Annotated in this window: 22 protein-coding genes; 12 read left to right on the top strand and 10 right to left on the bottom strand. The window is 70.4% G+C overall.

The window, feature by feature from the left end:
- Window positions 1-183: 183 nt before the first annotated feature.
- On the bottom strand, window positions 184-882 hold the full coding sequence (locus KIK09_RS07585; RefSeq protein ID WP_214317874.1) for an SDR family NAD(P)-dependent oxidoreductase: 699 nt from the start codon (window positions 880-882) through the stop codon (window positions 184-186).
- A 70-nt stretch (window positions 883-952) separates the two neighbouring features.
- Between KIK09_RS07585 and KIK09_RS58985 the strand changes: the two genes are divergently transcribed.
- The 9 genes from KIK09_RS58985 to KIK09_RS07630 all read left to right on the top strand — a co-directional run bounded on the left by KIK09_RS58985 (window position 953) and on the right by KIK09_RS07630 (window position 7,609).
- The gene (locus KIK09_RS58985; RefSeq protein ID WP_214317875.1) at window positions 953-1,417 is read left to right on the top strand and encodes a LysR family transcriptional regulator; all 465 of its coding nucleotides are present in this window, start codon (window positions 953-955) and stop codon (window positions 1,415-1,417) included.
- Window positions 1,417-1,638 carry a LysR substrate-binding domain-containing protein gene (locus KIK09_RS07595; protein WP_214317876.1) on the top strand — a complete coding sequence of 74 codons (222 nt, stop codon included), beginning with the start codon at window positions 1,417-1,419 and terminating at the stop codon, window positions 1,636-1,638. Before KIK09_RS58985 ends, KIK09_RS07595 begins: the two co-directional genes overlap by 1 nt.
- Complete coding sequence (locus KIK09_RS07600; protein ID WP_214317877.1) at window positions 1,629-2,048, top strand: pyridoxamine 5'-phosphate oxidase family protein; 420 nt, start codon at window positions 1,629-1,631, stop codon at window positions 2,046-2,048. Before KIK09_RS07595 ends, KIK09_RS07600 begins: the two co-directional genes overlap by 10 nt.
- Before the next feature lie 18 nt (window positions 2,049-2,066).
- Window positions 2,067-3,014, top strand: a complete 948-nt coding sequence (dapD, locus tag KIK09_RS07605) for a 2,3,4,5-tetrahydropyridine-2,6-dicarboxylate N-succinyltransferase (protein ID WP_308163962.1) — start codon at window positions 2,067-2,069, stop codon at window positions 3,012-3,014.
- Between the two features lie 493 nt (window positions 3,015-3,507).
- Window positions 3,508-4,356: an NAD(P)H-binding protein gene (locus KIK09_RS07610; protein ID WP_214317878.1), complete on the top strand. Its 849-nt coding sequence runs from the start codon at window positions 3,508-3,510 to the stop codon at window positions 4,354-4,356.
- A gap of 111 nt (window positions 4,357-4,467) precedes the next feature.
- The gene (locus KIK09_RS07615) at window positions 4,468-4,797 is read left to right on the top strand and encodes a YciI family protein (protein ID WP_250572838.1); all 330 of its coding nucleotides are present in this window, start codon (window positions 4,468-4,470) and stop codon (window positions 4,795-4,797) included.
- A complete protein-coding gene (locus KIK09_RS07620; RefSeq protein ID WP_214317880.1) occupies window positions 4,790-6,022 on the top strand; it encodes an RNA polymerase sigma factor in 1,233 nt (410 codons plus the stop codon). Before KIK09_RS07615 ends, KIK09_RS07620 begins: the two co-directional genes overlap by 8 nt.
- An 84-nt stretch (window positions 6,023-6,106) precedes the next feature.
- Complete coding sequence (locus tag KIK09_RS07625) at window positions 6,107-6,739, top strand: DUF998 domain-containing protein (RefSeq protein ID WP_214317881.1); 633 nt, start codon at window positions 6,107-6,109, stop codon at window positions 6,737-6,739.
- Between the two features lie 87 nt (window positions 6,740-6,826).
- Window positions 6,827-7,609 carry a class I SAM-dependent methyltransferase gene (locus KIK09_RS07630; protein WP_214317882.1) on the top strand — a complete coding sequence of 261 codons (783 nt, stop codon included), beginning with the start codon at window positions 6,827-6,829 and terminating at the stop codon, window positions 7,607-7,609.
- Window positions 7,610-7,617: 8 nt separating this feature from the next.
- Here KIK09_RS07630 and KIK09_RS07635 read toward each other — a convergent pair whose 3' ends face one another.
- Window positions 7,618-8,721, bottom strand: coding sequence for an ABC transporter substrate-binding protein (locus KIK09_RS07635; RefSeq protein ID WP_214317883.1), 1,104 nt, complete (start codon window positions 8,719-8,721; stop codon window positions 7,618-7,620).
- Between the two features lie 323 nt (window positions 8,722-9,044).
- Here KIK09_RS07635 and KIK09_RS07640 point away from each other — a divergent pair, with 323 nt between their 5' ends.
- Window positions 9,045-9,947 carry a hypothetical protein gene (locus KIK09_RS07640; RefSeq protein WP_214317884.1) on the top strand — a complete coding sequence of 301 codons (903 nt, stop codon included), beginning with the start codon at window positions 9,045-9,047 and terminating at the stop codon, window positions 9,945-9,947.
- 75 nt (window positions 9,948-10,022) lie between these two features.
- On the opposite strand, the gene KIK09_RS07645 is transcribed toward KIK09_RS07640, so the two are convergent.
- Window positions 10,023-10,460, bottom strand: a complete 438-nt coding sequence (locus tag KIK09_RS07645; protein ID WP_214317885.1) for a YybH family protein — start codon at window positions 10,458-10,460, stop codon at window positions 10,023-10,025.
- A 278-nt stretch (window positions 10,461-10,738) separates the two neighbouring features.
- Between KIK09_RS07645 and KIK09_RS07650 the strand changes: the two genes are divergently transcribed.
- Window positions 10,739-11,233: a cupin domain-containing protein gene (locus tag KIK09_RS07650; RefSeq protein WP_250572549.1), complete on the top strand. Its 495-nt coding sequence runs from the start codon at window positions 10,739-10,741 to the stop codon at window positions 11,231-11,233.
- 72 nt (window positions 11,234-11,305) lie between these two features.
- Here KIK09_RS07650 and pyk read toward each other — a convergent pair whose 3' ends face one another.
- The 7 genes from pyk to KIK09_RS07685 all read right to left on the bottom strand — a co-directional run bounded on the left by pyk (window position 11,306) and on the right by KIK09_RS07685 (window position 19,148).
- On the bottom strand, window positions 11,306-12,736 hold the full coding sequence (gene pyk, locus KIK09_RS07655) for a pyruvate kinase (protein WP_214317887.1): 1,431 nt from the start codon (window positions 12,734-12,736) through the stop codon (window positions 11,306-11,308).
- A gap of 35 nt (window positions 12,737-12,771) precedes the next feature.
- Window positions 12,772-13,122: a DUF2784 domain-containing protein gene (locus KIK09_RS07660; protein ID WP_214317888.1), complete on the bottom strand. Its 351-nt coding sequence runs from the start codon at window positions 13,120-13,122 to the stop codon at window positions 12,772-12,774.
- Window positions 13,119-14,729 (bottom strand): S8 family peptidase, encoded by a 1,611-nt coding sequence (locus KIK09_RS07665; RefSeq protein WP_214317889.1) that lies wholly within the window; start codon window positions 14,727-14,729, stop codon window positions 13,119-13,121. Before KIK09_RS07665 ends, KIK09_RS07660 begins: the two co-directional genes overlap by 4 nt.
- Before the next feature lie 87 nt (window positions 14,730-14,816).
- On the bottom strand, window positions 14,817-16,289 hold the full coding sequence (locus KIK09_RS07670) for an MDR family MFS transporter (RefSeq protein WP_214317890.1): 1,473 nt from the start codon (window positions 16,287-16,289) through the stop codon (window positions 14,817-14,819).
- Window positions 16,290-16,366: 77 nt separating this feature from the next.
- Window positions 16,367-16,960: a TetR/AcrR family transcriptional regulator gene (locus KIK09_RS07675; protein ID WP_214317891.1), complete on the bottom strand. Its 594-nt coding sequence runs from the start codon at window positions 16,958-16,960 to the stop codon at window positions 16,367-16,369.
- Window positions 16,961-17,035: 75 nt separating this feature from the next.
- Window positions 17,036-18,097, bottom strand: coding sequence for an aldo/keto reductase (locus KIK09_RS07680; RefSeq protein ID WP_214317892.1), 1,062 nt, complete (start codon window positions 18,095-18,097; stop codon window positions 17,036-17,038).
- Between the two features lie 73 nt (window positions 18,098-18,170).
- The gene (locus tag KIK09_RS07685; protein WP_308163963.1) at window positions 18,171-19,148 is read right to left on the bottom strand and encodes a glycerophosphodiester phosphodiesterase; all 978 of its coding nucleotides are present in this window, start codon (window positions 19,146-19,148) and stop codon (window positions 18,171-18,173) included.
- A 151-nt stretch (window positions 19,149-19,299) separates the two neighbouring features.
- Here KIK09_RS07685 and KIK09_RS07690 point away from each other — a divergent pair, with 151 nt between their 5' ends.
- The gene (locus KIK09_RS07690; protein ID WP_214317893.1) at window positions 19,300-20,139 is read left to right on the top strand and encodes a helix-turn-helix transcriptional regulator; all 840 of its coding nucleotides are present in this window, start codon (window positions 19,300-19,302) and stop codon (window positions 20,137-20,139) included.
- The last annotated feature ends 240 nt before the right edge of the window (window positions 20,140-20,379 follow it).

Here is a 20,379-nt window from a genome sequence, read left to right on the forward strand (position 1 = left end):
CGCTACGAACGCCACCGCCCCGATCCGACACCGCCTCCCGGATTTCTTTGAAGAACTTTCCGGGACGCCGGTCGTCAGCGATCCGACGGCACGACAGTTTCGCGGCCATCTCCTCGAGCGCGCCCAGTGCGGACAAGCTCGATCGCGAGGCGTCGAACGGCCGTGTTCACGCCTTCCCACGGCCTACCAGGGGACCCGTCCGTTCTCGTCGAAGAAGCCGCCGGTCGGCCCGTCGGGCCCCACCGTGGCCAGCCGGACGACGGCCCTGGCCCCGTCCTGCGCCGTGCGGCCGAGGTCGAACCCCAGTCCCCTGGTGAAGTCGGTGTCGCAGGGCCCCGGCGTGACGGCGTTGACCAGGATCCCCTCGCCCGCCAGTTCCCTGGCGTACTGCACGGTGAGGGCGTTCAGCGCCGCCTTCGACGCGGGGTAGGCGGCCTGGGGCGGCAGGCCGTACAGGTAGTGGCCGGGGTCGGTCTGGTGGGTCAGCGAGCCGACGGCGCTGGAGACGTTCACGATCCGCGCGGCCGGGGAGCGGCGCAGCAGCGGGAGCATCGCGTTGGTGACCGCGACGACGCCGAGGACGTTGGTCTCGAACACCTCCCTGACCGACTCGACGGTCGTCGCGCCGGGCGGGCGTCCCGGCGTGTACCCGGAGATCCCGGCGTTGTTCACCAGCACGTCCAGGCGGCCGAACCGCTCCTCGATCCAGGCGGCCGCGGCCGAGATCGTCGCCGGATCCGTCACGTCCAGGCGTACCGACAGCTCTCCCGACGGGGTGCGCATCCCCGAGATCACGGTCATGCCGCGCTCGGCCAGACCCTCGGCGACCGCCCGGCCGACGCCCCTGCTTGCCCCGGTGACCAGGGCGATCCTCTCGCTCACCCGTCCATCACAGCAGGACGGCCCGAGGCGGGGCCAACACCGGCTTGGTCACGCGCAATACCCTGCGGGTATGGAGACGCGCGAGCTGTCGTACTTCCTGGCCGTCGCCGAAGAGCTGCACTTCGGCAGGGCGGCCGGGCGGCTGGGCATCGCGCAGCCGCCGCTGTCGCGGGCGATACAGAAGCTGGAGCGGCGTCTCGGGGTGCGGCTGTTCGAGCGGGCCGGCGGCAGGGTCACGCTGACCGAGGCAGGACGGGTGCTGGCCAGGGAGGCCGTGACGGCGCTCGAGGCGGTCGCGGCGGCCGAGCGGCGCACCCGCAGGGCGGGCCCCGCCGTTCCCGGGCTCGTCGTGGCGATGAAGCCCGGCGGCGACGGCGGGCTACTGCCCGCGATCCTGGCCGCCTACGCCGAACTGCCGGAGGCGGTGGAGGTGGAGGTGGTGCTGTGCGCGATGGGCGAGCGGGCGCGGCTGCTGCGGGACGGCACGGCCGACGTGGCGTTCCTGCACACGCCGCATGAGCCGCCGCGCAGCTGATGCAGCTGATCGCGCTCGGCAGGGCCGTGGCCGTGGTGCCCGAGTCGGTGCGCGGGCAGCTGCGCGCCGACCTGACCTGCGTGCCCGTGCTCGACGCCCCGCCCACCACGGTGGTGCTTGCCTGGCCTGAGCAGGCCCGCTCACCCGCGCTGGCAGCCTTCGTCCGCGCCGCCTCGGGTGTCTCACCGGCCGCACAGGGAATAGCCCCGGTATGCCACTGACCGAGACAGAGCGGCAGCGGTTCCTCGCCGAACCGCACATGGCCGCCCTGGCCATCGACGCCGAACCCGGCCGCGGGCCGCTGACGGTTCCGATCTGGTACGCCTACGAGCCCGGCGGCGACGTGGAGTTCCTGACCGTCGGCACCTCGCGCAAGGCCACCCTGCTCGCCAAGGCGGGGCGCCTGTCGCTGCTGGTCCAGCGCGATACGCCCACCTACCGGTACGTCTCTGTCGAGGGCCCGGTGATCGGCTCGGAACCGACGACAGAGGAGTTCATGACGCGCCTGGCCGCCCGCTACATGCCGCCCGAAGCGGTGCCCGGCTACGTGGAGAACTCCGACCTGGCCTCGCTCGTGACCTACCGCATGCACCCCGAACGGTGGCTCTCGGCCGACCTGGGCACCATCTGACCCGGTATTTTGTGGCACGTGACTGCAAACGTGACCGGCGCCCACGGTCTGGGCCTCGCCACCATCGCCGCTGACGGCACCGTCCTCGACACCTGGTTCCCGAGCCCCGAGCTGGGCGACCCGCCCGCCACGGGCACCATCCGCCTTGCCGACCCCGGCGAGTTCGCCGAGCTCGCCGGGCCCGACCCGGTCAGGGACGTGGAGGTGGTGGCGGTTCAGACCGGCATCGCCAAGCTGTCCGAGCCGCCGGTGGACGCCCACGATGCCTACCTGCGGCTGCACCTGCTGTCCGCGCGCCTGGTCAGGCCGCACGAGGTGAACCTGGACGGGCTGTTCGGCCTGCTGGCGAACGTGGTGTGGACCAGCCACGGCCCGTGCGCCGTCGAGGGCTTCGAGCGGACGCGGGTACGGCTGCGCGCCAAGGGACCGGTGACCGTGTACGGGGTGGACAAGTTCCCGCGCATGGTCGACTACGTGGTGCCGTCGGGCGTGCGCATCGCCGACGCCGACCGGGTGCGGCTGGGCGCCCACCTGGCCGCCGGCACGACGGTGATGCACGAGGGCTTCGTCAACTTCAACGCCGGCACGCTGGGCACCTCCATGGTCGAGGGCCGCATCTCGGCCGGCGTGGTGGTCGGCGACGGCTCGGACGTGGGCGGCGGCGCCTCGATCATGGGCACGCTGTCGGGCGGCGGCAAGGAGATCATCTCGATCGGCGAGCGCTGCCTGCTGGGCGCCAACTCCGGCGTCGGCATCTCGCTGGGCGACGACTGCGTGGTCGAGGCCGGCCTCTACGTCACGGCCGGCACCAAGATCGCGCTGCCTGACGGGCGCGTCGTCAAGGGCAAGGACCTGACGGGCTCCAGCGGCCTGCTCTTCCGCCGCAACTCCCAGACCGGTGCCGTCGAGGCCACCCCGCGCGAGGGCGCCAAGGTCGAGCTCAACGCGGCACTCCACGCCAACTGATCCGGTACGGCGGGCCCCCGAACCCAGGCAACCGGGTCCTGTGCGCCGTGGCGGCGGGCAAGTAGCCCCGACTCGCCGTGAGCGCCGGTCGCGGGCCCTCAGCCGAAGTGCTGAGTCGAGCGACTCCTCCTTGGTCAGCTTGACGGTGACGGTGCCATCGGCGTTGGTGTCGACCGAGAAGGCCGCCAGCCGCACGTGCACCTCCGGCGGCGCGTTCACCCGCGGCCCGCCCGTCACGAGCGTGACGCCCAGGCCCGTGGCCACGACCGCGCCGGTGAGCAGGCCCGCCGCCCTGCGGCGGCGGTGGGCTCTGCCCCGGGACCATCCCGAGGACCTCGGCGGTGGTCTCGGTGTCCAGGTCGAGGAACGCGCGCAGCGCGATCACCTCGCGCTGCCGCCGCGGCAGGCTCCCCATTCACGCACCGGCCGCTCCGGAGACTTACCGATCCAGGTGCTATGGTTTTCGTATTATATGGATTCCATAGGAGATGCCATGATCCTCGTCACCGGAGCCACCGGGCTCATCGGACGTCCCCTGATCGAGCGGCTGGTCGAAGCGGGCGCCAAGGTCCGCGCCGTCACCCGCGCCCCCTCGGCCGCCGTGCTCCCCGCGGGCGTGGAGGTCGTCCCCGGCGACCCGAGACAGCCGGAGACCATCGCGCTCGACGGCGTCACCAGCGTGCTGCTCAACCCCCGCGCGGTCGGCACCGCCGCACCCGAGCTGCTGCGCCTGGCCGCGCAGCACGGGGCACGCCGCGCCGTCGCCCTGTCGGCCCTCAACGTCGACCTCCCCCTCGAACGGCAGCCGTCGCGGCTGCGCGGCGACTTCAACAAGGAGGTCGAACAGGCGGCCGTGGAGTCGGGTCTGGAGTGGGTGAGCCTGCGCTCCGGCTACTACGCCGACAACACGCTCCGGTCATGGGGCGCGCAGATCCGCGCGGGCGACGTGGTCCGCGGCGCCCACCCGGAGGCGCGCTGGGCTCCTCTCCACGAGCTCGACCTGGCGGCGGTCGCCGCCCAGGCCCTGCTCACCGACACGCTCCTGTCCCGCAAACCCGTCCTCACCGGGCCTGAAGCCCTCACACCCCCGCAGCTGATCGCCCGCATCGCCGAGGCGACCGGCCGCCCCCTCCGCTTCGAAGAGGTCAGCCCTGACGAGGCCCGCCGCCAGCTGGAGTCGACCGGCGTCCCCGGCCAGGTGGCCGCCGCCTTCATCGCCCTCGAAGCGGACTCCTACGGCCAGCCGGACCTGGTGAGCCCCGAGGTGGAACGCGCCCTCGGCCGTCCTGCCCTCCCGTTCTCCCACTGGGCAGGCCTGCACAGGTCCGACTTCACCGGATGAGAGAGAATTCCTTGGCAGGCCGTGTCCATCCGGCCGGGGCTCGTTCGTGGTGAGGGTGTACGGCGGGCCCGCCGTACACCCGCATCGTGAGAGGGACGAACCGTGAAGTACATGCTCCTGATCAACGCCGGCGCCGACCAGGACAACCGGTGCACGGTCGAGGACTGGATGGCCTACGACAAGGCCGTCAAGGACGCGGGCATCATGGTGTCCGGCGAGTCCCTGGCCGACCTGGTGACCGCCACGACCGTCCGCGTCGGCAGCGACGGGACGCGGACCGTGACCGACGGCCCGTACGCCGAGACCCGGGAGGTCCTGGGCGGCTTCTACGTGATCGACGTGCCCGACCTGGACGTGGCGCTCGACTGGGCCGCCCGCTGCCCGGGTTCGCATGGCGGCGGTTCCGTGGTGGTGCGCCCCGTCGCCGACTTCGATGCGTGACGTCGAGGCGGTCTTCCGCGAGGAGCGCGGCCGGCTGCTGGCCGCGCTGGTGCGCCGGTTCGGCGATCTGGACCTGGCCGAGGAGGTGACCTCCGACGCCATCGAGGCGGCGCTGAAGCACTGGCCGGTCGAGGGGGTGCCGCCCAAGCCCGGCGCCTGGCTGATGACGACGGCGCGGCGCAAGGCGGTCGACCGGCTCCGGCGCGACCAGGCCTACGCCGCGCGGCTGGCGATCCTGCAGGTGGAGGCGGAGCGGGCCGCGACCGCCCCGTCCGCAGACGAGCACGACGACCTGCCGGACGAGCGGCTGCAGCTGTTCTTCACCTGCGCCCACCCGGCGCTGCCCGCCGAGGACCGCGGGGCGCTGACGCTGCGCTGCCTGGCCGGGCTGACGACGCCCGAGGTGGCGCGCGCCTACCTGGTGCCGGTCCAGACGATGGCCAAGCGGATCGTCCGGGCCAAGAAGAAGATCCGCGAGGCGCGCATCCCGTTCCGCGTGCCCGGCCCTGACGAGCTGCCCGAGCGGCTGCCCGGCGTGCTCCAGGTGATCTACTCGATCTTCACCGAGGGCTACGCGGCCAGCTCGGGTCCCGACCTGCAGCGGCTCGACCTCGCCGAGGAGGCCATCAGGCTGGCCAGGATCCTGCGCCGGCTGCTGCCCGCCGAACGCGAGGTGGCCGGGCTGCTCGCGCTGACGCTGCTGGTCCACGCCCGCCGCGACGCCCGTACCGGGCCCGGCGGCGAGGTGGTGCTGCTCGACGAGCAGGACCGCGGCCGCTGGGACCGCGCCATGATCGAGGAGGGCCAGGCGCTGGTCGTCACCGCCCTGCAGGGCGGGCCTCCGGGCCGGTACGGCGTGCAGGCCGCGATCGCCGCGCTCCACGACGAGGCGGCGTCCGTCGAGACGACCGACTGGCCGCAGGTCGTGGCCCTCTACGACGTGCTGCTCGCGCTCGACCCGTCCCCGGTCGTCGCCCTCAACCGGGCGGCGGCCGTCGCCATGCGCGACGGGCCCGAGGTGGGCCTGCTGCTGCTCGACGAGCTCGCCGGCGAGCCGCGGCTGCGCGACTACCACCCCTACCTGCTGGCCCGGGCCGACCTGCTGCACCGGCTCGGCCGACTCCCCGAGGCCGTCGCGGCCTATCGCGCGGCCCTCGAGGCTGCCGGGAGCGAGCCCGAGCGCGCCCACCTCCGCCGCCGCCTGGCCTCCGTCGAAGGATCCTGAGGATTCTCGCGGGTGGCTGTCCATCCGGCCACGTCCCGTTCGTAGCGATGCCGTACGGCAAGCAACGGACGAAAGGCCACACCGATGACCTCCACCCACCTCGAAACCGCTCGCCGCGGCCCGGCACTGCTGGACTGCGGCGTGGTCGCCGGATTCCTGTTCCCTGTCGCGTCGTTCGCGCAGGCGTTCACCCGCACCGGGTTCGACCTGCGGCGGCACGCGCTCAGCTCCCTGGACCTGGGTGACCTCGGCTGGCTGCAGATCGCGAACTTCGCCCTCACCGGCCTGCTGGCCTGCGCCTTCGCAATCGGCATATGGCGGGCCTCCCTGCCCGGACTGGCGGGAAAGGTGGGACCGATCCTGATCGGCGTGTACGGCGTGGCCATGGTCGGCGGCGGGGCGTTCACCCCCGATCCCGCGCTGGGCTGGCCCGTCGGAGCGCCCGAGGGGATCCCCGATCACCTCAGCACCCACAGCATGCTGCACAACGTCGTCGGAGCCACCTCGTTCTTCACGTTGATGCTGGCCGGGCTGGTGTTCTCGCGCGCCTTCCCGAGCCGTGGCTGGACGGTCCACTGCCTCGTGAACAGCCTGGCGACCTTCGTGATCACGGTGCCACCGTGGGGCGACGACAGCGCGAGCCTGCGCTTCGCCGCCGGGGCGATCCTCATCTCGAGCTGGCTGGCCGCCCTCGCCTGGCGCCTCAGAACCCGCTGACACCCACCAGGAGAGGACCCGATGCGGGGGTGGAACGGGTCACCGTACCGTGGCAGATCATCGACGAGACGACCCGGGGAGCACACCGTGACGGAACACGCCGAGCGACTCGACGGCATCGCCCGCGGCTGGGACGAGGCCGCGGAGGGCTACGAGGCCTACTACGTGCCGCGCTTCGCCCCGTGGGTGGAAGTGGCGGTCAGGGCAATCGCGGGGGCGTTGCCCGAAGGGCCGGTGCTCGTGCCGTGTTGCGGGACGTTCCCCGAGCTCGACGTGCTGATCGAGTACATCGGAGACCGCGAGATCGTGGGGATCGACCTGTCCGCCGGGATGGTCCGCCTCGCCACGGAACGCGCCGCCCGCCATCCGCGGGTGAGCGTGATCCAGGGCGACGCCTCGACGCTGGATCCCGCCTGGACGGGGAGGTGCGCGGCCGTGGTCTCGGTGTTCGGGCTCCAGCAGTTACCCGAACCCGACCACGCCATCGCGTCCTGGGCGGCGGCGCTGCGCCCCGGCGGGCGGCTGTCGGTCGTCTACTGGCCGGGCACGACCGAACCCGACGGTCCCTTCGCCCGCCTGGCCGCCCTCCTCGACCCCCACGACGACTCCTGGGAATCCAGCCTCGTCCCCGCCCTCACTGCCCAGGGCACCGTCCTCGACCGAGACGACAACCCCTCGTTCCGCATGACCCACCCGGACGCGGCCACCTTCTTCGACGCCCACACCCTCTCGGGCCCCCTGCGCCCCCTGGCGACATCCCGCGGCCGGTCCTTCATCACCGCCCTCCGCACAGCCTTCCTCCACCGATCCCCCACCGGCGAATGGCACCACCACCCCCAGGCCCGTCACCTCATCGCCCACAAACCGTGACCCGACTCTCAGCCGGTGTGGAGGATCCGAAGGCGATCGGGTTCCGCCGGATCTCGATCGACGACCTGGACCGGCGTCCAAGCCCATTGCCAAACGCTGATGCCGGGCATGCGGGAGAACCGGATCTGCCCGCGGGTGCCTTCGACTGCGACGCGCGGCCAGGATGCGGCGATGCGCGTCCGGTCCGCGCCGTGAGAACGCAGCACATCGGCGAGGACGGCGACCGTGTCGTAGCCCTCGAAGGCGACGAAGGAGGGCGCTGCGGCCAGCCGCTCACGAAGGGCCGTCTCGACGCGTGCACCGAGGGGGCTGAGGCGCTCGGGCAGGTAGCGCAGGAACGGGATCGCGGCGCTGTCGTCGCCCAGCAACGTCGCCCATTCGGCGAACTCCGGTTGCCCGGCCGGAGCACCGATCATGATCTCGGCGAGGCGCCGGTCGCGGCGGACAGACTTGACGATCGACACTGCCGGCTCCGGGTGGCCGACCAGAAGAAGGAGGGCCGTCGCGCGATTGTCGACGAGTTCGTCGCACACGGCCGCGGGGGCGAGCGCGCGCATGTCGAGTTCGATGACGGTGCCGCCGCGTGGAGCGAGGTAGTCCCGCAGGATGCGGGCCCCTGACGCCCAGTAGACACTCGGCTGAGTTGCCACGGCGATTCGGCTGTGGCCGGTGCCGAGGAGGAAGTCCGCGTAGATCTGCCAGCCGTGCGACTGCGCGGGGGCGAGGCGCGCGACCCATTCCGTCGGCTGTTCGGTGAGCGTGTCGAGAACCGCTGACGAGCAGAGGTACGGCAGGCCGAGGGCGTCGGCCCTGGCGGCAGCGGCACGAGCGACGACGCTGTGATACTCCCCCGCCAAAGCGGCCACGCCCAGGCGAGCCAATTCGTCCACGGCCGCCGCGGCCCTCTGCGGATCAGCCGCGGTGTCCCGGACCACCAGCTCGAGTGGTCTTCCGGCGATCCCGCCGTCGTCATTGACCTCGCGAACGGCCAGCTCGAGGCCGGCGAGCAAGTGCTGCCCTGCCTGGACCCAGCCAGGCCGGGTCAGCGGAACGAGAGCGCCGATCTGGACGGATGATCCGTCGGTCCGCTCCGCTCCAGGTGGCGTATTCATATGTCGGCGTCTCCCGAGTGGCGATTCGGTCGGTCAGTGGCGCCGAGAGTAGCCGAGCCGAGAATGGCCGGCTCCGGCGCCCCGCCCGTTGGCCGTCAGCCCGCCCTCACGCCGCCGATCGAGCCTGAGGGGCGATCGCATGAGCGCGAATCTCAAAGGCCGCCGGCGCCATGAAAGGCGTCTGCAAATCTTGGTCAACTGTTCTGAACCGGGTTACTCCTAGATCATTCACTGAGCCCGGACATGTTTCCCTATTGTCGGCGATGTCGACAGGGCATTCGTTATCGAAATGGCAAATGTCCATTTTTATACAGGGAGGGCCAATGGGCTCTTTTTCCAGGATCGTCGGCGGCATAGGGGCAGCTGCGCTCGCGGGGATCACGGTGGGTGCGGTGCCGCCGTCGGCACAGGCGATGTCCCGTCCGGCGAAGGCCGTGAACGTCCCGTGCGATCCGGACGCGCTCGTCGCGGCGATTCGAACAGCCAACGGGAACGGAGCCACCAGGCTCCTTCTCTCGCCGGTCTGCGTCTACAACTACACCACCACGACCGCCCCCGACGACGCCCTCCCGATCATCACGGGCGACATCACCCTGGTGGGCGGTCCGGGCACCACGATCAGGCGCGATCCGTCGACATCCAGCGCCTTCCGTCTCCTGGAGGTCGCATCCGGGGGCACGCTCCACGTCCAGTGGATCTCCATACTGAACGGACGTACGGCGGGCCTCGGTGGCGGAATCCTCAACGCGGGCACCGTGGTTCTGAACCAGACCATCATGGCCCGCAACCACGCGTCGAACGGTGGCGCGTTCGCCAACACAGCGGGCGCCAACGCGACGATTTCCCTCAGCGTGTTCAACGAGAACTCGACAACGGGCGTCGGAGGCGGCGCCATCATCAATTTCGGGACGCTCACGATGTCCACGAGCTCCCTGACCAAGAACAGTGCGCCGATCAACGGCGGTGGGCTGAACACCCAGGCGAACGGCGTTTCACACCTCATCCAGAGCACCGTGGACGGCAACACATCCGGCAGCCTGGGAGGAGGCGTCTCCAACCTGGGAACCACCACGCTCGATCGGGTCGCGGTCACGCGGAACAAGGGATCCGGCGGCGGCGGAATAGCCACCGCCAACGACAATGTCAGCATCCGGAGCTCGATTATCCGGGACAACACCCCCGATAACTGCAGCCCGGCGAACACCATTCCTGGCTGCGTCAACTAGCCGTCGGGGGTGTCCGGTGGATCTCTGTCCGAGTTCGTCACGAACAAGGATCCACCGGGCATCTCAGCTGGCCGATCAGGCCGGCTCATATCCCGGCGGAAACCAGGCTTGAAGGTTCTGAGGGTTGATCGGCACTGAGATATGTTCGTGCGTGATCAGCCATTTGCCGTTCGACCGTCGGCAGCAAACGGTCGACCGTACCCAGATCGCGGTCTGGAGCCCGTTCTTGCGCGTCCCGCTGTCCAGGTGGAGCATGTGCGCGAACGCGGCGTCCGCATTCGTCGCGATGGTGAGGTCGTGGGTCTCCAGGCCGATGGGGCCGTCGTATTCGTCGAACCACCGCACGAAGTTGCCGCGGACCTCATCGGATCCCGCGAACTGGAGCGGGGGGACAACGTCGTAATAGACGATGTCGGGAGAATAATGTGACATGAGCCGATCGATGTCCTTTTTCTGGCAGGCATCGACTCGGCTCTCCAGGAACGCCCTGACCTCGGAATCGCTCGAAGTCATCGCATCCTCCATTCAAGAATCCGGCCGCGACCAGCTCATCTGGCGACGGCTCCCGTGGTCTCAGTAGTCCGACGACGCAGCTCGCCGGAATGTGAGCCGCCACCGGCTGTTCCAGCACTGCCGGTCTTGAGCGCGGCCGCGGCGTCGACGTCGCGGCGGGCTGGAGCATCCTGGATCCTGGCCCAATCGAACAGGCCGGAATTGGATCTCCCGACGGGGCTGCTTCATCGCCTAGGGTCATTCCGCTCAGAACGATCCACCGCTAGGAGTCAGTGACGATGTCCTATCCCCCGCCGCGCTACTTCAAGGATCACGGGATCGCCGGCGCGACCTTCCGGCCGGCCGACGTGCCGCCGGACCTCACGATCGGGATCAAGTCCCGGGTCGGCTATCTGGCTACCGGGGCGAGCACCGATGGGCAGTTCGGTCTCTACCGCTGGGACATGGCCGCGATCCCGAACGGCCCAGGCGCCCACTTCCACAGGACCATTTCCGAGTCGTTCTTCATCCTGGAGGGCACCGTCTCGCTCTACAACGGCGAGCGGTGGCTGGACGCCACCCCGGGCGACTTCCTGTACGTGCCGCCGGGCGGGGTCCACGCCTTCAGCAACAATTCCGATGCACCGGCTTCCATGCTGGTGCTGTTCACGCCGGGGGCGCCCAGGGAGGCGTACTTCGAGGAACTCGCCGACATCGTCGCTTCCGGCCGGCAGCTCACCGACGAGGAATGGACCGAGCTGTACGCCAAGCACGACCAGTACGCCGCACTGTGAACCACGCGGCCGTGCCGGGGGCTCGGCCTCCCGCTGAGGGGAGTCCGAGCCGAGATGAAGCGGCTTGGGCTCCTAGGCGCCGTGGGAGACGGCGGAGCCGATGGTGTGGACGCGGAGGGCGTTGGTGGAGCCGGGAGTGCCGGGAGGGGAGCCGGCCACGATGACGACCTTGTCGCCCTTCTCCAACCGGCCGAGGGACAGCAGCGACGCCTCCACCTGCCTGACCATGTCGTCCGTGTGGTGGACGAAAGGCACCTGGAAGGTCTCCACGCCCCAGGTGAGCGAGAGCTGGCCGCGCACGTGGGGCGCCGAGGTGAAGGCGAGCAGAGGGATCGGGGAGCGGTAGCGGGCCAGGCGGCGTGCCGTCTCACCGGACATGGTGAACGCGCACAGCGCCTTGGCGCCGACGATCGCGCCGACCTCGGCCGCAGCGCGGGCGATGGCGCCGCCGGTGGTCTCCGGCATGCGCTCCAGCGTGTGGGTGGCGTGCAGCCAGGTGGCCTCGGCGGCGCAGGCGATGCGGTCCATGGTGGAGACGGACTCGATCGGGTAGCTGCCGACCGACGTCTCGCCGGAGAGCATGACGGCGTCGGCGCCGTCCATGACGGCGTAGGCCACGTCGGAGGCTTCGGCGCGGGTGGGGCGGGGGGCGTTCATCATCGAGTCGAGCATCTGGGTGGCGACGATGACCGGGCGGGCCTTCTCGCGGCACAGCTCGATGATGCGCCTCTGCACGATCGGCACCTGCTCGAGCGGGAGCTCGACGCCGAGGTCGCCGCGGGCGACCATGATGCCGTCGAAGGCCTCCACGATCTCGGGGAGCCGGTCGACGGCCTGCGGCTTCTCGATCTTGGCGAGCAGCGGCAGCCGTACGGCCTCCTGCTCCATGATGTTGCGGACCACGTCGGCGTCGGAGGGGCGGCGCACGAACGACAGCGCGATCATGTCGCAGCCGGTGCGCAGCGCCCAGCGCAGGTCGGCCTCGTCCTTGTCGGTGAGGGCGGGGGCCGAAACGTTGACGCCGGGCAGGTTGAGGCCCTTGTTGTCGGAGATCATGCCGCCGATGACGACCCGGGTGGTGACCCGTTCGCCGTCGACGCGGGTGGCCTCGAGCACGAGGCGGCCGTCATCGACGAGGATCGTGTCGCCCGGCCGTACGTCGTTGGGCAGGCCCTTGTAGGTGGTGGACACCTGCTCGCGGTCGCCGGGCACGTCCTCGGAGGTGATGGTGAAGACGTCGCCGAAGCCGAGCCGGACGGGCCCCTCCTCGAAGCGGCCCACCCGGATCTTGGGGCCTTGCAGGTCGGCGAGTATGCCTACGCCGCGGCCGAGGTCGGCCGCAACCTCCCGTACCCGGTCGTACACCTCTTTGTGGATGTCATGGTCGCCATGACTGAGGTTGAAGCGGGCGACGTCCATCCCGGCGGCGATCAGCTCGCGCAGTTTCTCCGGTGATGACGTGGCGGGTCCGAGGGTGCAGACGATTTTAGCGCGACGAGTCACGACTCCTACCTTAATTGGTACAGACCACTTGGCAGTCAACGACGGCGTGAAAGGTAGCCCACGTAGGAGAACAGCACGAGAACGGTCACCCCCAGGCGGACCAAGTTCGTGTACTTCTCCGGGTAGATCACGCCCTCGATGTAGTAGTCGATGAAGCCGGAGGCGGGCAGCCCCTGCATCCCGGCGTGATGGCGTCCCCAGTCCTCGATGACCGTCAGAGGACACTCGATACCGGTGGCCAAGGACAGCACAGCCCACCCAACAACCGCTATATGGGCATAAATGGTACGCCGCCACCGCCATGCGATGAACCCGCCCACGGCCAGGTAGGCCAGGAACAGGAAGTGCACCACCATCGCGGCCTCGGCGACGAGGCGATACATCATGGTTTGACGGTAACCGCTCCAAGCGCCGACACGATGCCGTGCCCGTAGAAACCGTTCTTGGCCTTCCCGCCCTCGCAGCGGTGGGACTCGGAGCCGTAGGAGTACTTGCGAGGCTTCGGGCAGGCGTGCTTGGTGGCGCTCTTGTACAGCAGCTTCTCGACCTTGTCGGGCCCGATCTTGCCGAAGCGGCTGACGATCAGCGCCGCGACCCCGCTGGCGTGCGGCGCCGCCATGGAGGTGCCCTCCATGTACTGGTAGTACGAGCAGCTCCCGTTGACGCAGCTGCGCACGACATCGTCGCTCTTCGGCTTGCCCGAACGGTCCAGTTTGCCCTGGCTCCGCAGCGCCCCCTCGGGCGCGGCGGCCAGGATGGTGCGCGCCTGCGAGCCGCCATCGTCGTCGAGGTCGTCGCCGCCGGGGGCCGACACGTCGGTCTGCTCGAGGCCGTAGTCGCTGTAGGGCGCCTTGCGGCCCGACGGTCCCAGCGCGGAGACCGAGATCACGCCCTTGGACTCGGCAGGCACGTTGAGGCAGGAGTTGTCGATCTTCCTGGTCTTCTGGTCGCCGCGCGGGTAGCCGGGGCTGTCGTCGTCCACCTTGGGATGGCCGAGGTCGCTTGAGCCGTTGCCGAGCGCCGAGATGACCGTGACGCCCTTCTTGCGGGCGTAGTCGATGGCCCGCTGCATGCCGGTGATGATCGCCCGCTGCTCCAGCTGCTGCTTCTTGCTGTCGGCGGGGTTGTCGCGGCAGTTGAACAGCCACGGGTCGACGTAGTAGCTCATGTTCACCACGTCGACGCCGATGTCGCCGGCGTAGGTGAGCGCGTCCAGGCTCGGCTTGAGGAAGAAGAACCCGGAGTCCTGCCCCGCCCGGATGTTGACCAGCTGGACGTCCGGCGCGACGCCGGCGATGCCGATGCCGTTGATCGGTGAGGCGATCGTGCTCGCCACGTGGGTGCCGTGGCCGTCGTCGTCCTCGTCGACCGGGTCCTTGCAGGTGGCGACCTCGCACGGGCCGTCGAGCCGGTCGCCTTCCGAGTCCTTCGGCTTGTCGGTGACGAAGTTGCGGCTCAGCTCGCGGTTGAAGTTGGGCGCGATGTCCGGGTGGTTGCCGTCGATGCCGGTGTCGATGACGCCCACCAGCACCTTCCTGCTGCCGGGCAGCTTGGCGTGCGCCCTGTCGGCCCCGATCATCCGCATGTCCCACTGCCGCGGGGCCAGCGGCTCCCCCTTCGACGCGCTCAACGCCGACGCGTCGGGAAACCCGGTACGGCGGGCCGCCCCACCCGTGTCATCCAGCGCCGAGGCGTACCCGATCTCCCGGTCGGCCGACACCCCGACGACGGAGGCGTCCGCCCCCACCCGGTTCACGAAGGCGTCTCCGGAACCCTTGGCGAGCACGTACCCGAGCTTGGCCTCCGTGCTCTCCGCGGTCCCCCCGGCCCGGCGGATGGCCTCGAGCGCCTGGGCCTGCTGCCCGTCGCCGTAGAAGACGAGGAACTGGCCGGGCGGCCCGGAGCGGGCCGCGGGCGCTCCCGATGATGATGTGCAGGCGGTCATCGCACCCGCAAGGGCCAACGCCGTCAACCCGCGGGCAACCCGCCGCATGCTTCCCCCATCCACCGCCGCGATGATGCAAGAACCTGCATCATCGCGACAGTTCCCCGGTGAAGCAACTTTGTCATGAAATATCGGTCACGTGGAAGCGCCGACCTTCTCCGCAGCCGGCTCGGGAGCGGCCAGCCGTACGTCGGGCAGGAAGGCGAGCAGCACCGCCCCCAGCACCAGCAGCGGCGTGAGGACCGCGAACACCCCGGTCACCGCGTCGGCGAAGGCCAGCTGCAGCCCGTGCCTTGCGGCCTGCGACAGGTGGTCGAGCGCGGCGGGCGTGATGGAGCCCACGCCGCTCCCCAGCCTGCTGGTGAAGACCGCGCCGAGGATGGACACGCCGACGGCCCCGCCGATCCCCCGGGCGAAGGTGATGGCCGAGGTGGCCGCGCCCCTGTCGCGCGGCGGCGCGGTGGACTGGACGCCGAGCAGCAGGTTCTGCATCACCATGCCGAGCCCGGCGCCGAAGATCAGCATGTAGACGCCGCAGGTGAACGCGCCGGTGGCGGCCGACATCGTGGTGAACAGGAACGCCGCGAGCGCGGTCACCAGCACGCCTGCCACCACGAACCACTTGTAGCGCCCGACCCTGGCCACGAACTGCCCGCTGATCATCGAGGTGACCACCATGCCCGCCATCATCGGGATGGTCAGCAGCCCGGAGTTCGACACGCTCACGCCGGTGACCAGCTGCAGGAACGTCGCCAGGAACGTGGCCGCGCCCAGCATCCCGGTGGCGAGCAGCACGATCGCGGCCGCGCCGAGGCTGAGCGTCCGGTCGGCGAACAGCCGCAGCGGCACGATCGGCTCGGCCACCCGCCGCTCCACCAGGACGAACAGCCCGAGCAGCACCGCCGAGCCGACCCCGAGCCCGAGGATGACGGGCGAGGACCAGGCGTAGGTGACGCCGCCCCAGGCGGCCAGCAGCGTCAGGCAGATCAGCACGCCGGAGATGAGCGCGAACCCGAGCCAGTCGATGCGGTGGGGCGAGGTACGGCGGGGCAGTTTGAGCACGGCGAAGGCCACGGCCAGCGCGACGGCCCCGAGCGGCAGGTTGATGTAGAAGATCCACCGCCAGGACACGTGCTCGGTGAGCAGGCCCCCGACCAGGGGCCCGCTGATCGAGGCGACGCCCATGACGGCGCCGAACAGGCCCTGGAACCTGGCCCGCTGGGCCGGTGTGGCGATGTCCGCCATGATCGTCATGGTCAGCACCATGAGCCCGCCCGCCCCGATGCCCTGGAAGGCGCGGAAGGCGATGAGCTGGCCCATCGTCGTGGCGAGGCCGCACAGAGCGGACCCGGCCAGGAAGAGCGCGATGGCCGACAGGTAGAGGCGGCGCCGGCCGTACATGTCGCTGAGCTTGCCGTACAGCGGGGTGGAGATGCCCGACGTCAGCGCGAACGCGGTGACCAGCCAGGACAGGCTGTCGACGCCGTGCAGTTCGCCGGCGATGGTGGGCAGCGCGGTGGCCACGACGGTCTGGTCGAGCGCGGCCAGGAACATGGTGAGCATGAGTGAGCCCATGCTCACCCAGAGGTCTCGACGTGCGGATAGCATGCGAAGACTCCTCGCTTCTTTTCGCAGAGGGCAGGAGGAACCGCGGCGATCGGGGGTGCCACCCCGGTCGCCGCCCCTTACGCGGAGAGCCCGCCTTCGAGCAGGTCGAAGGCGCGGTCGAGGAGCTCGTCGACGGAGCCTTCCGTGGTGCCCGCGAGAAACTCGTGCACCGCGGAGAACGTCGCGCCGAACGCACCGATCATGATCAGCCGGGCCCGCAGCCTGTCACCGTCGCCGAGCCGCCGCTCGATGACGTCGACCACGCGCTCCATGACCTTCTGCTGGTTGTTCACCGCGGTCCTGGAGGCGAGCTCGGGATGACGGCGCAGCAGTTCCTGGAACTGCTGCATGCCGGCGAAGATCGGCATGACGATCTCGGCGCGTTCCTTGGCGATGATCCGCAGCGACCGCAGGATCGGCTCATCGGGGGGCCGATTCTCCAGTGCCTCGATCATCTCGTCCGGCGAGACGGGTGACTCCATGACGAGCGCGTCGTCCTTGGAGGCGAAGTAGTTGAAGAAGGTGCGCGGTGAGATGTCGGCCGCCGCGCTGATCGCCTCCACGGTCACGGCCTCGAGCCCCTGGTCGAGCGCGATCCGCACCGCCGCCATCCGGATGGCGTGGCGCTTGGCGGCCCTGCGGCGCTCGCGCCGCTCCTTCGGACTCTCCATGGGTTGCACACTACGCACAAATTGCAGTGCCTGCAAGACTTGCAGGCACTGCAATTCTCAATCCGTACGGCGGGCTCAGCCGCGCGCGAGGGTGGTGCTGCCGAAGACGACCCCGCGGGTCATCGGCCGCTGCAGGAACTCGTGCGGGAAGCCGAGGTCCACCTCGCTGGCCTTGTTCAGGGTCTCCAGCTGGGCGTCGGTGAACGTGACGTCCAGGGCGCCGAGGTTGCTCTCCAGCTGCCCCAGGGTCCTGGCGCCGATGATGGGGGCGGTGACGGCCGGGTTGGTCAGCGTCCAGGCCAGGGCCACCTGGGCCGGGGCGACGCCGATCTCGGCGGCCACGTCCTTGACCACGTCGGCGATGTCCAGGGCGCGCTCGTGCAGGGAGCCGTTGGCCGCGGCCACGTTCTTGCGGCTGCCCTCCGGGCTGGCGTCGGCGCTGTGGTCCAGGTCGGCGCGGGTGTACTTGCCGGTGAGCACGCCGCTGGCCAGCGGCGACCACGGGATGACGCCCAGGCCGAGCTCGGCCGCCATCGGGATCAGGTCGCGCTCCACGGTCCGCTCGACCAGGCTGTACTCGATCTGCAGCGCGATCAGCGGGGACCAGCCGCGCAGGTCGGCGATGGTCTGCATGCGCGCGACCTGCCAGGCGGGGGCGTCGGAGATGGCCACGTAGAGCACCTTGCCCGCGCGCACCAGGTCGTCCATGGCCCGCATGATCTCCTCCACCGGGGTGGTGAAGTCCCAGGCGTGCAGGTACAGCAGGTCGAGGTAGTCGGTGTTCAGGTTGCGCAGGCTGGCCTCCACCGACTGCACCATGCTCTTGCGGTGGTTGCCGCCTGCGTTCGGGTCGTCGGCCCGGCGGTTCATCGTGTACTTGGTGGCGATCACCAGGCGCTCGCGGCGGCCCTCGGCGAACTCGCCGATGAACCTCTCCGACGTGCCGTTGGTGTACATGCTGGCGGTGTCGATGAAGTTGCCGCCGCGCTCGAGGTAGGCGTCGAAGATGCGGCGCGACTCCTCCTTGTCCGAACCCCAGCCCCAATCCGTGCCGAAGGTCATCGTCCCCAGGGACATCGGGGAAACACGCAGGCCGGAGCGGCCGAGGAGGCGGTAGCTGTCAAGTGCGTTCGTCATGTCCCCTAGGGTGCGCCGGGCGCCACACCCCGGGGAAGGGAAGGTTCTTCCTGGGACTGGCCTTCCCACCCAGTCAGGGCCTGCCGGCGATCACGGCGCGGGCCAGGCCGGGGTCGTCGGCGAAGACCGCGTCGACGCCGGCGTCGACGAGGCGGCGCAGCCAGCCTGCCACGTCGCCGGTCGCCCGGGCGAAGGCGGGGACGGCGGGGTCACCGAGGCGGTGGTCCACCGGCAGGTGGGCGTTCTCGTTGCGCAGCGTCCAGACGTGGACCTGCAGCCCCGCCGCGTGCGCGTCCCCGACCAGGGACGTGGGCGGGCCGGTCCGCCCGTCGGGGCCGAGGGGGATGACCCGGTGCAGGTCGACCCCGATGCCGTCGGCGTATCCCGCCACCTCGCGCAGCCCGTCGGGGGTGACGAGGTCGTCCCAGGTCCTGTCGATGCCCGCCGCGCTCCAGTCGTACGGCGCGCCGAGCGGGGCGATCAGCTGGATGAGCGGGAAGTCCGTCACTGTCCGCAGGCCGCGCAGGTTGCCCGTCTCGAACGACTGCAGGAACACCGGCCCCTCGAACCCGATCAGCGTCTCCAGCATCGGCTCCTCGAGCGGCAGCCCGAGGGAGGCGAAGTACGTCGGATGCTTGGTCTCGGGGTAGACGCCCACCCCGTGGCGGCGGGCCAGCTCGACGACCTCCGTGAAGGTCGGGATCGGCGCCAGCCCGTCGAAGGCGGTGTTGGCCGGCCGCAGCTCGGGGATCCGCTCCCTGGCCCTGAGCGTCCGCAGCTCGGCCAGCGTGAAGTCTTCGGTGAACCACCCGGTCATCGGCCATCCGTCGATGGTCTTGCTGGTCTTCCTGCCGGCGAACTCGGGCCGGTCGGCCACGTCGGTGGTGCCGGAGATCTCGTTCTCGTGCCGGGCGACCAGCACGTGGTCGCGGGTGGCGACCAGGTCGGGTTCGATGAAGTCGGCGCCGAGCGCGATCGCGGTCTCGTAGGACAGCAGCGTGTGCTCTGGCCGCAGCGCGGAGGCGCCTCGATGCGCGATCACCTGGGGCACGCAGCCCACTGTAGTGACTCCTCCGCTCGCTGGATCTGATGGAATGCATGGTTTCCACACTTGCGGCCTTCGTGGGGGCGTCGGCGGTGCCGCTGGTCGTGCGGAGCGGGCGGCCCTGGAGAAGGCCTGAGCAGGCCGTAGGATCGAAACGATGAGCACTGTGGACCAGACCCACGAGTTGGCCGCCTTCCTGCGGACCCGTCGCGAGCGCCTGGACCCCGACGACGTGGACCTGCCCGCACGGCGGGGCCAGCGCCGCACGCCCGGGCTGCGCCGGGAGGAGGTCGCCGAGCTGGCCGGCGTCAGCGTCGACTACATCGTCCGGCTGGAGCAGGGCCGCGGCCTGCGCCCGTCGGTGAGCGTGCTCGAGTCCCTGGCCACGGCGCTGCGGCTGACCCAGGACGAGCGGGCCTACCTCTTCGACCTGGCCCAGCAGCGCCCGCTACGGGCGCCCTCGCCGGTGGACGAGGCCGGGCCCATCGCCCGGCTCATGCACGACCTGTCGCCGCTGCCTGCCATGCTGGTCAACCACCGCTTCGACATCCTGGCGTGGAACCCGGAGATGGCCGGGCTCATCGTGGACTTCGGGACGCTGCCCGCCGAGCAGCGCAACATGATGTGGCTGTGCCTGCTCCACCCGGACCTGCGGGACTTCTACCAGGACCGGGAGCGGATCATCCGCGAGGGCATCGCCGACCTGCGGGCCGCCTGGGCGGCGCATCCCGACGACGCGTCGCTGACGGAGCTGATCGACGAGATCACCTCGAGCAGCGAGGAGTTCGCCCGGTTGTGGGCCGAACGGGACGTGCGCGTCAACGGCCGCGGGCGCAAGCGCCTCCAGCACGCCGCGGTGGGGCCACTGACCGTCGACTTCGAGGTGCTGGCGCCGCTGCAGGCGCCCGACCAGCGCCTCATCATCTACCGCGCCGCCGACGCCGCCTCCCAGGTGGCCCTCGACGCCATCGCCGAGGGCCTGGTCCGCGTCGGCTGACTCCCGGCCGATCCCGCACGGCAAGCCACCCCCGCCCACCACACTGCTGACCTCCCGGCCGATTCCGCACGGCAAGCCACCCCCGCCCACCGCACTGCTGACTTCTCGGACGATTCCGTACGGCAAGCCACCCCACCGCCGCCGGCCGCACTCCGGCTGACCGTCCAGGACCGGCGCTCGCGCGAGTGGTCCCCGCACCCCACCGCAACGCCGCCAGGAACCCCGGCACGCGGGGTCAAG

The sequence above is a fragment of the Nonomuraea sediminis genome (assembly GCF_018531495.1).
Lineage (GTDB): Bacteria > Actinomycetota > Actinomycetes > Streptosporangiales > Streptosporangiaceae > Nonomuraea > Nonomuraea sediminis.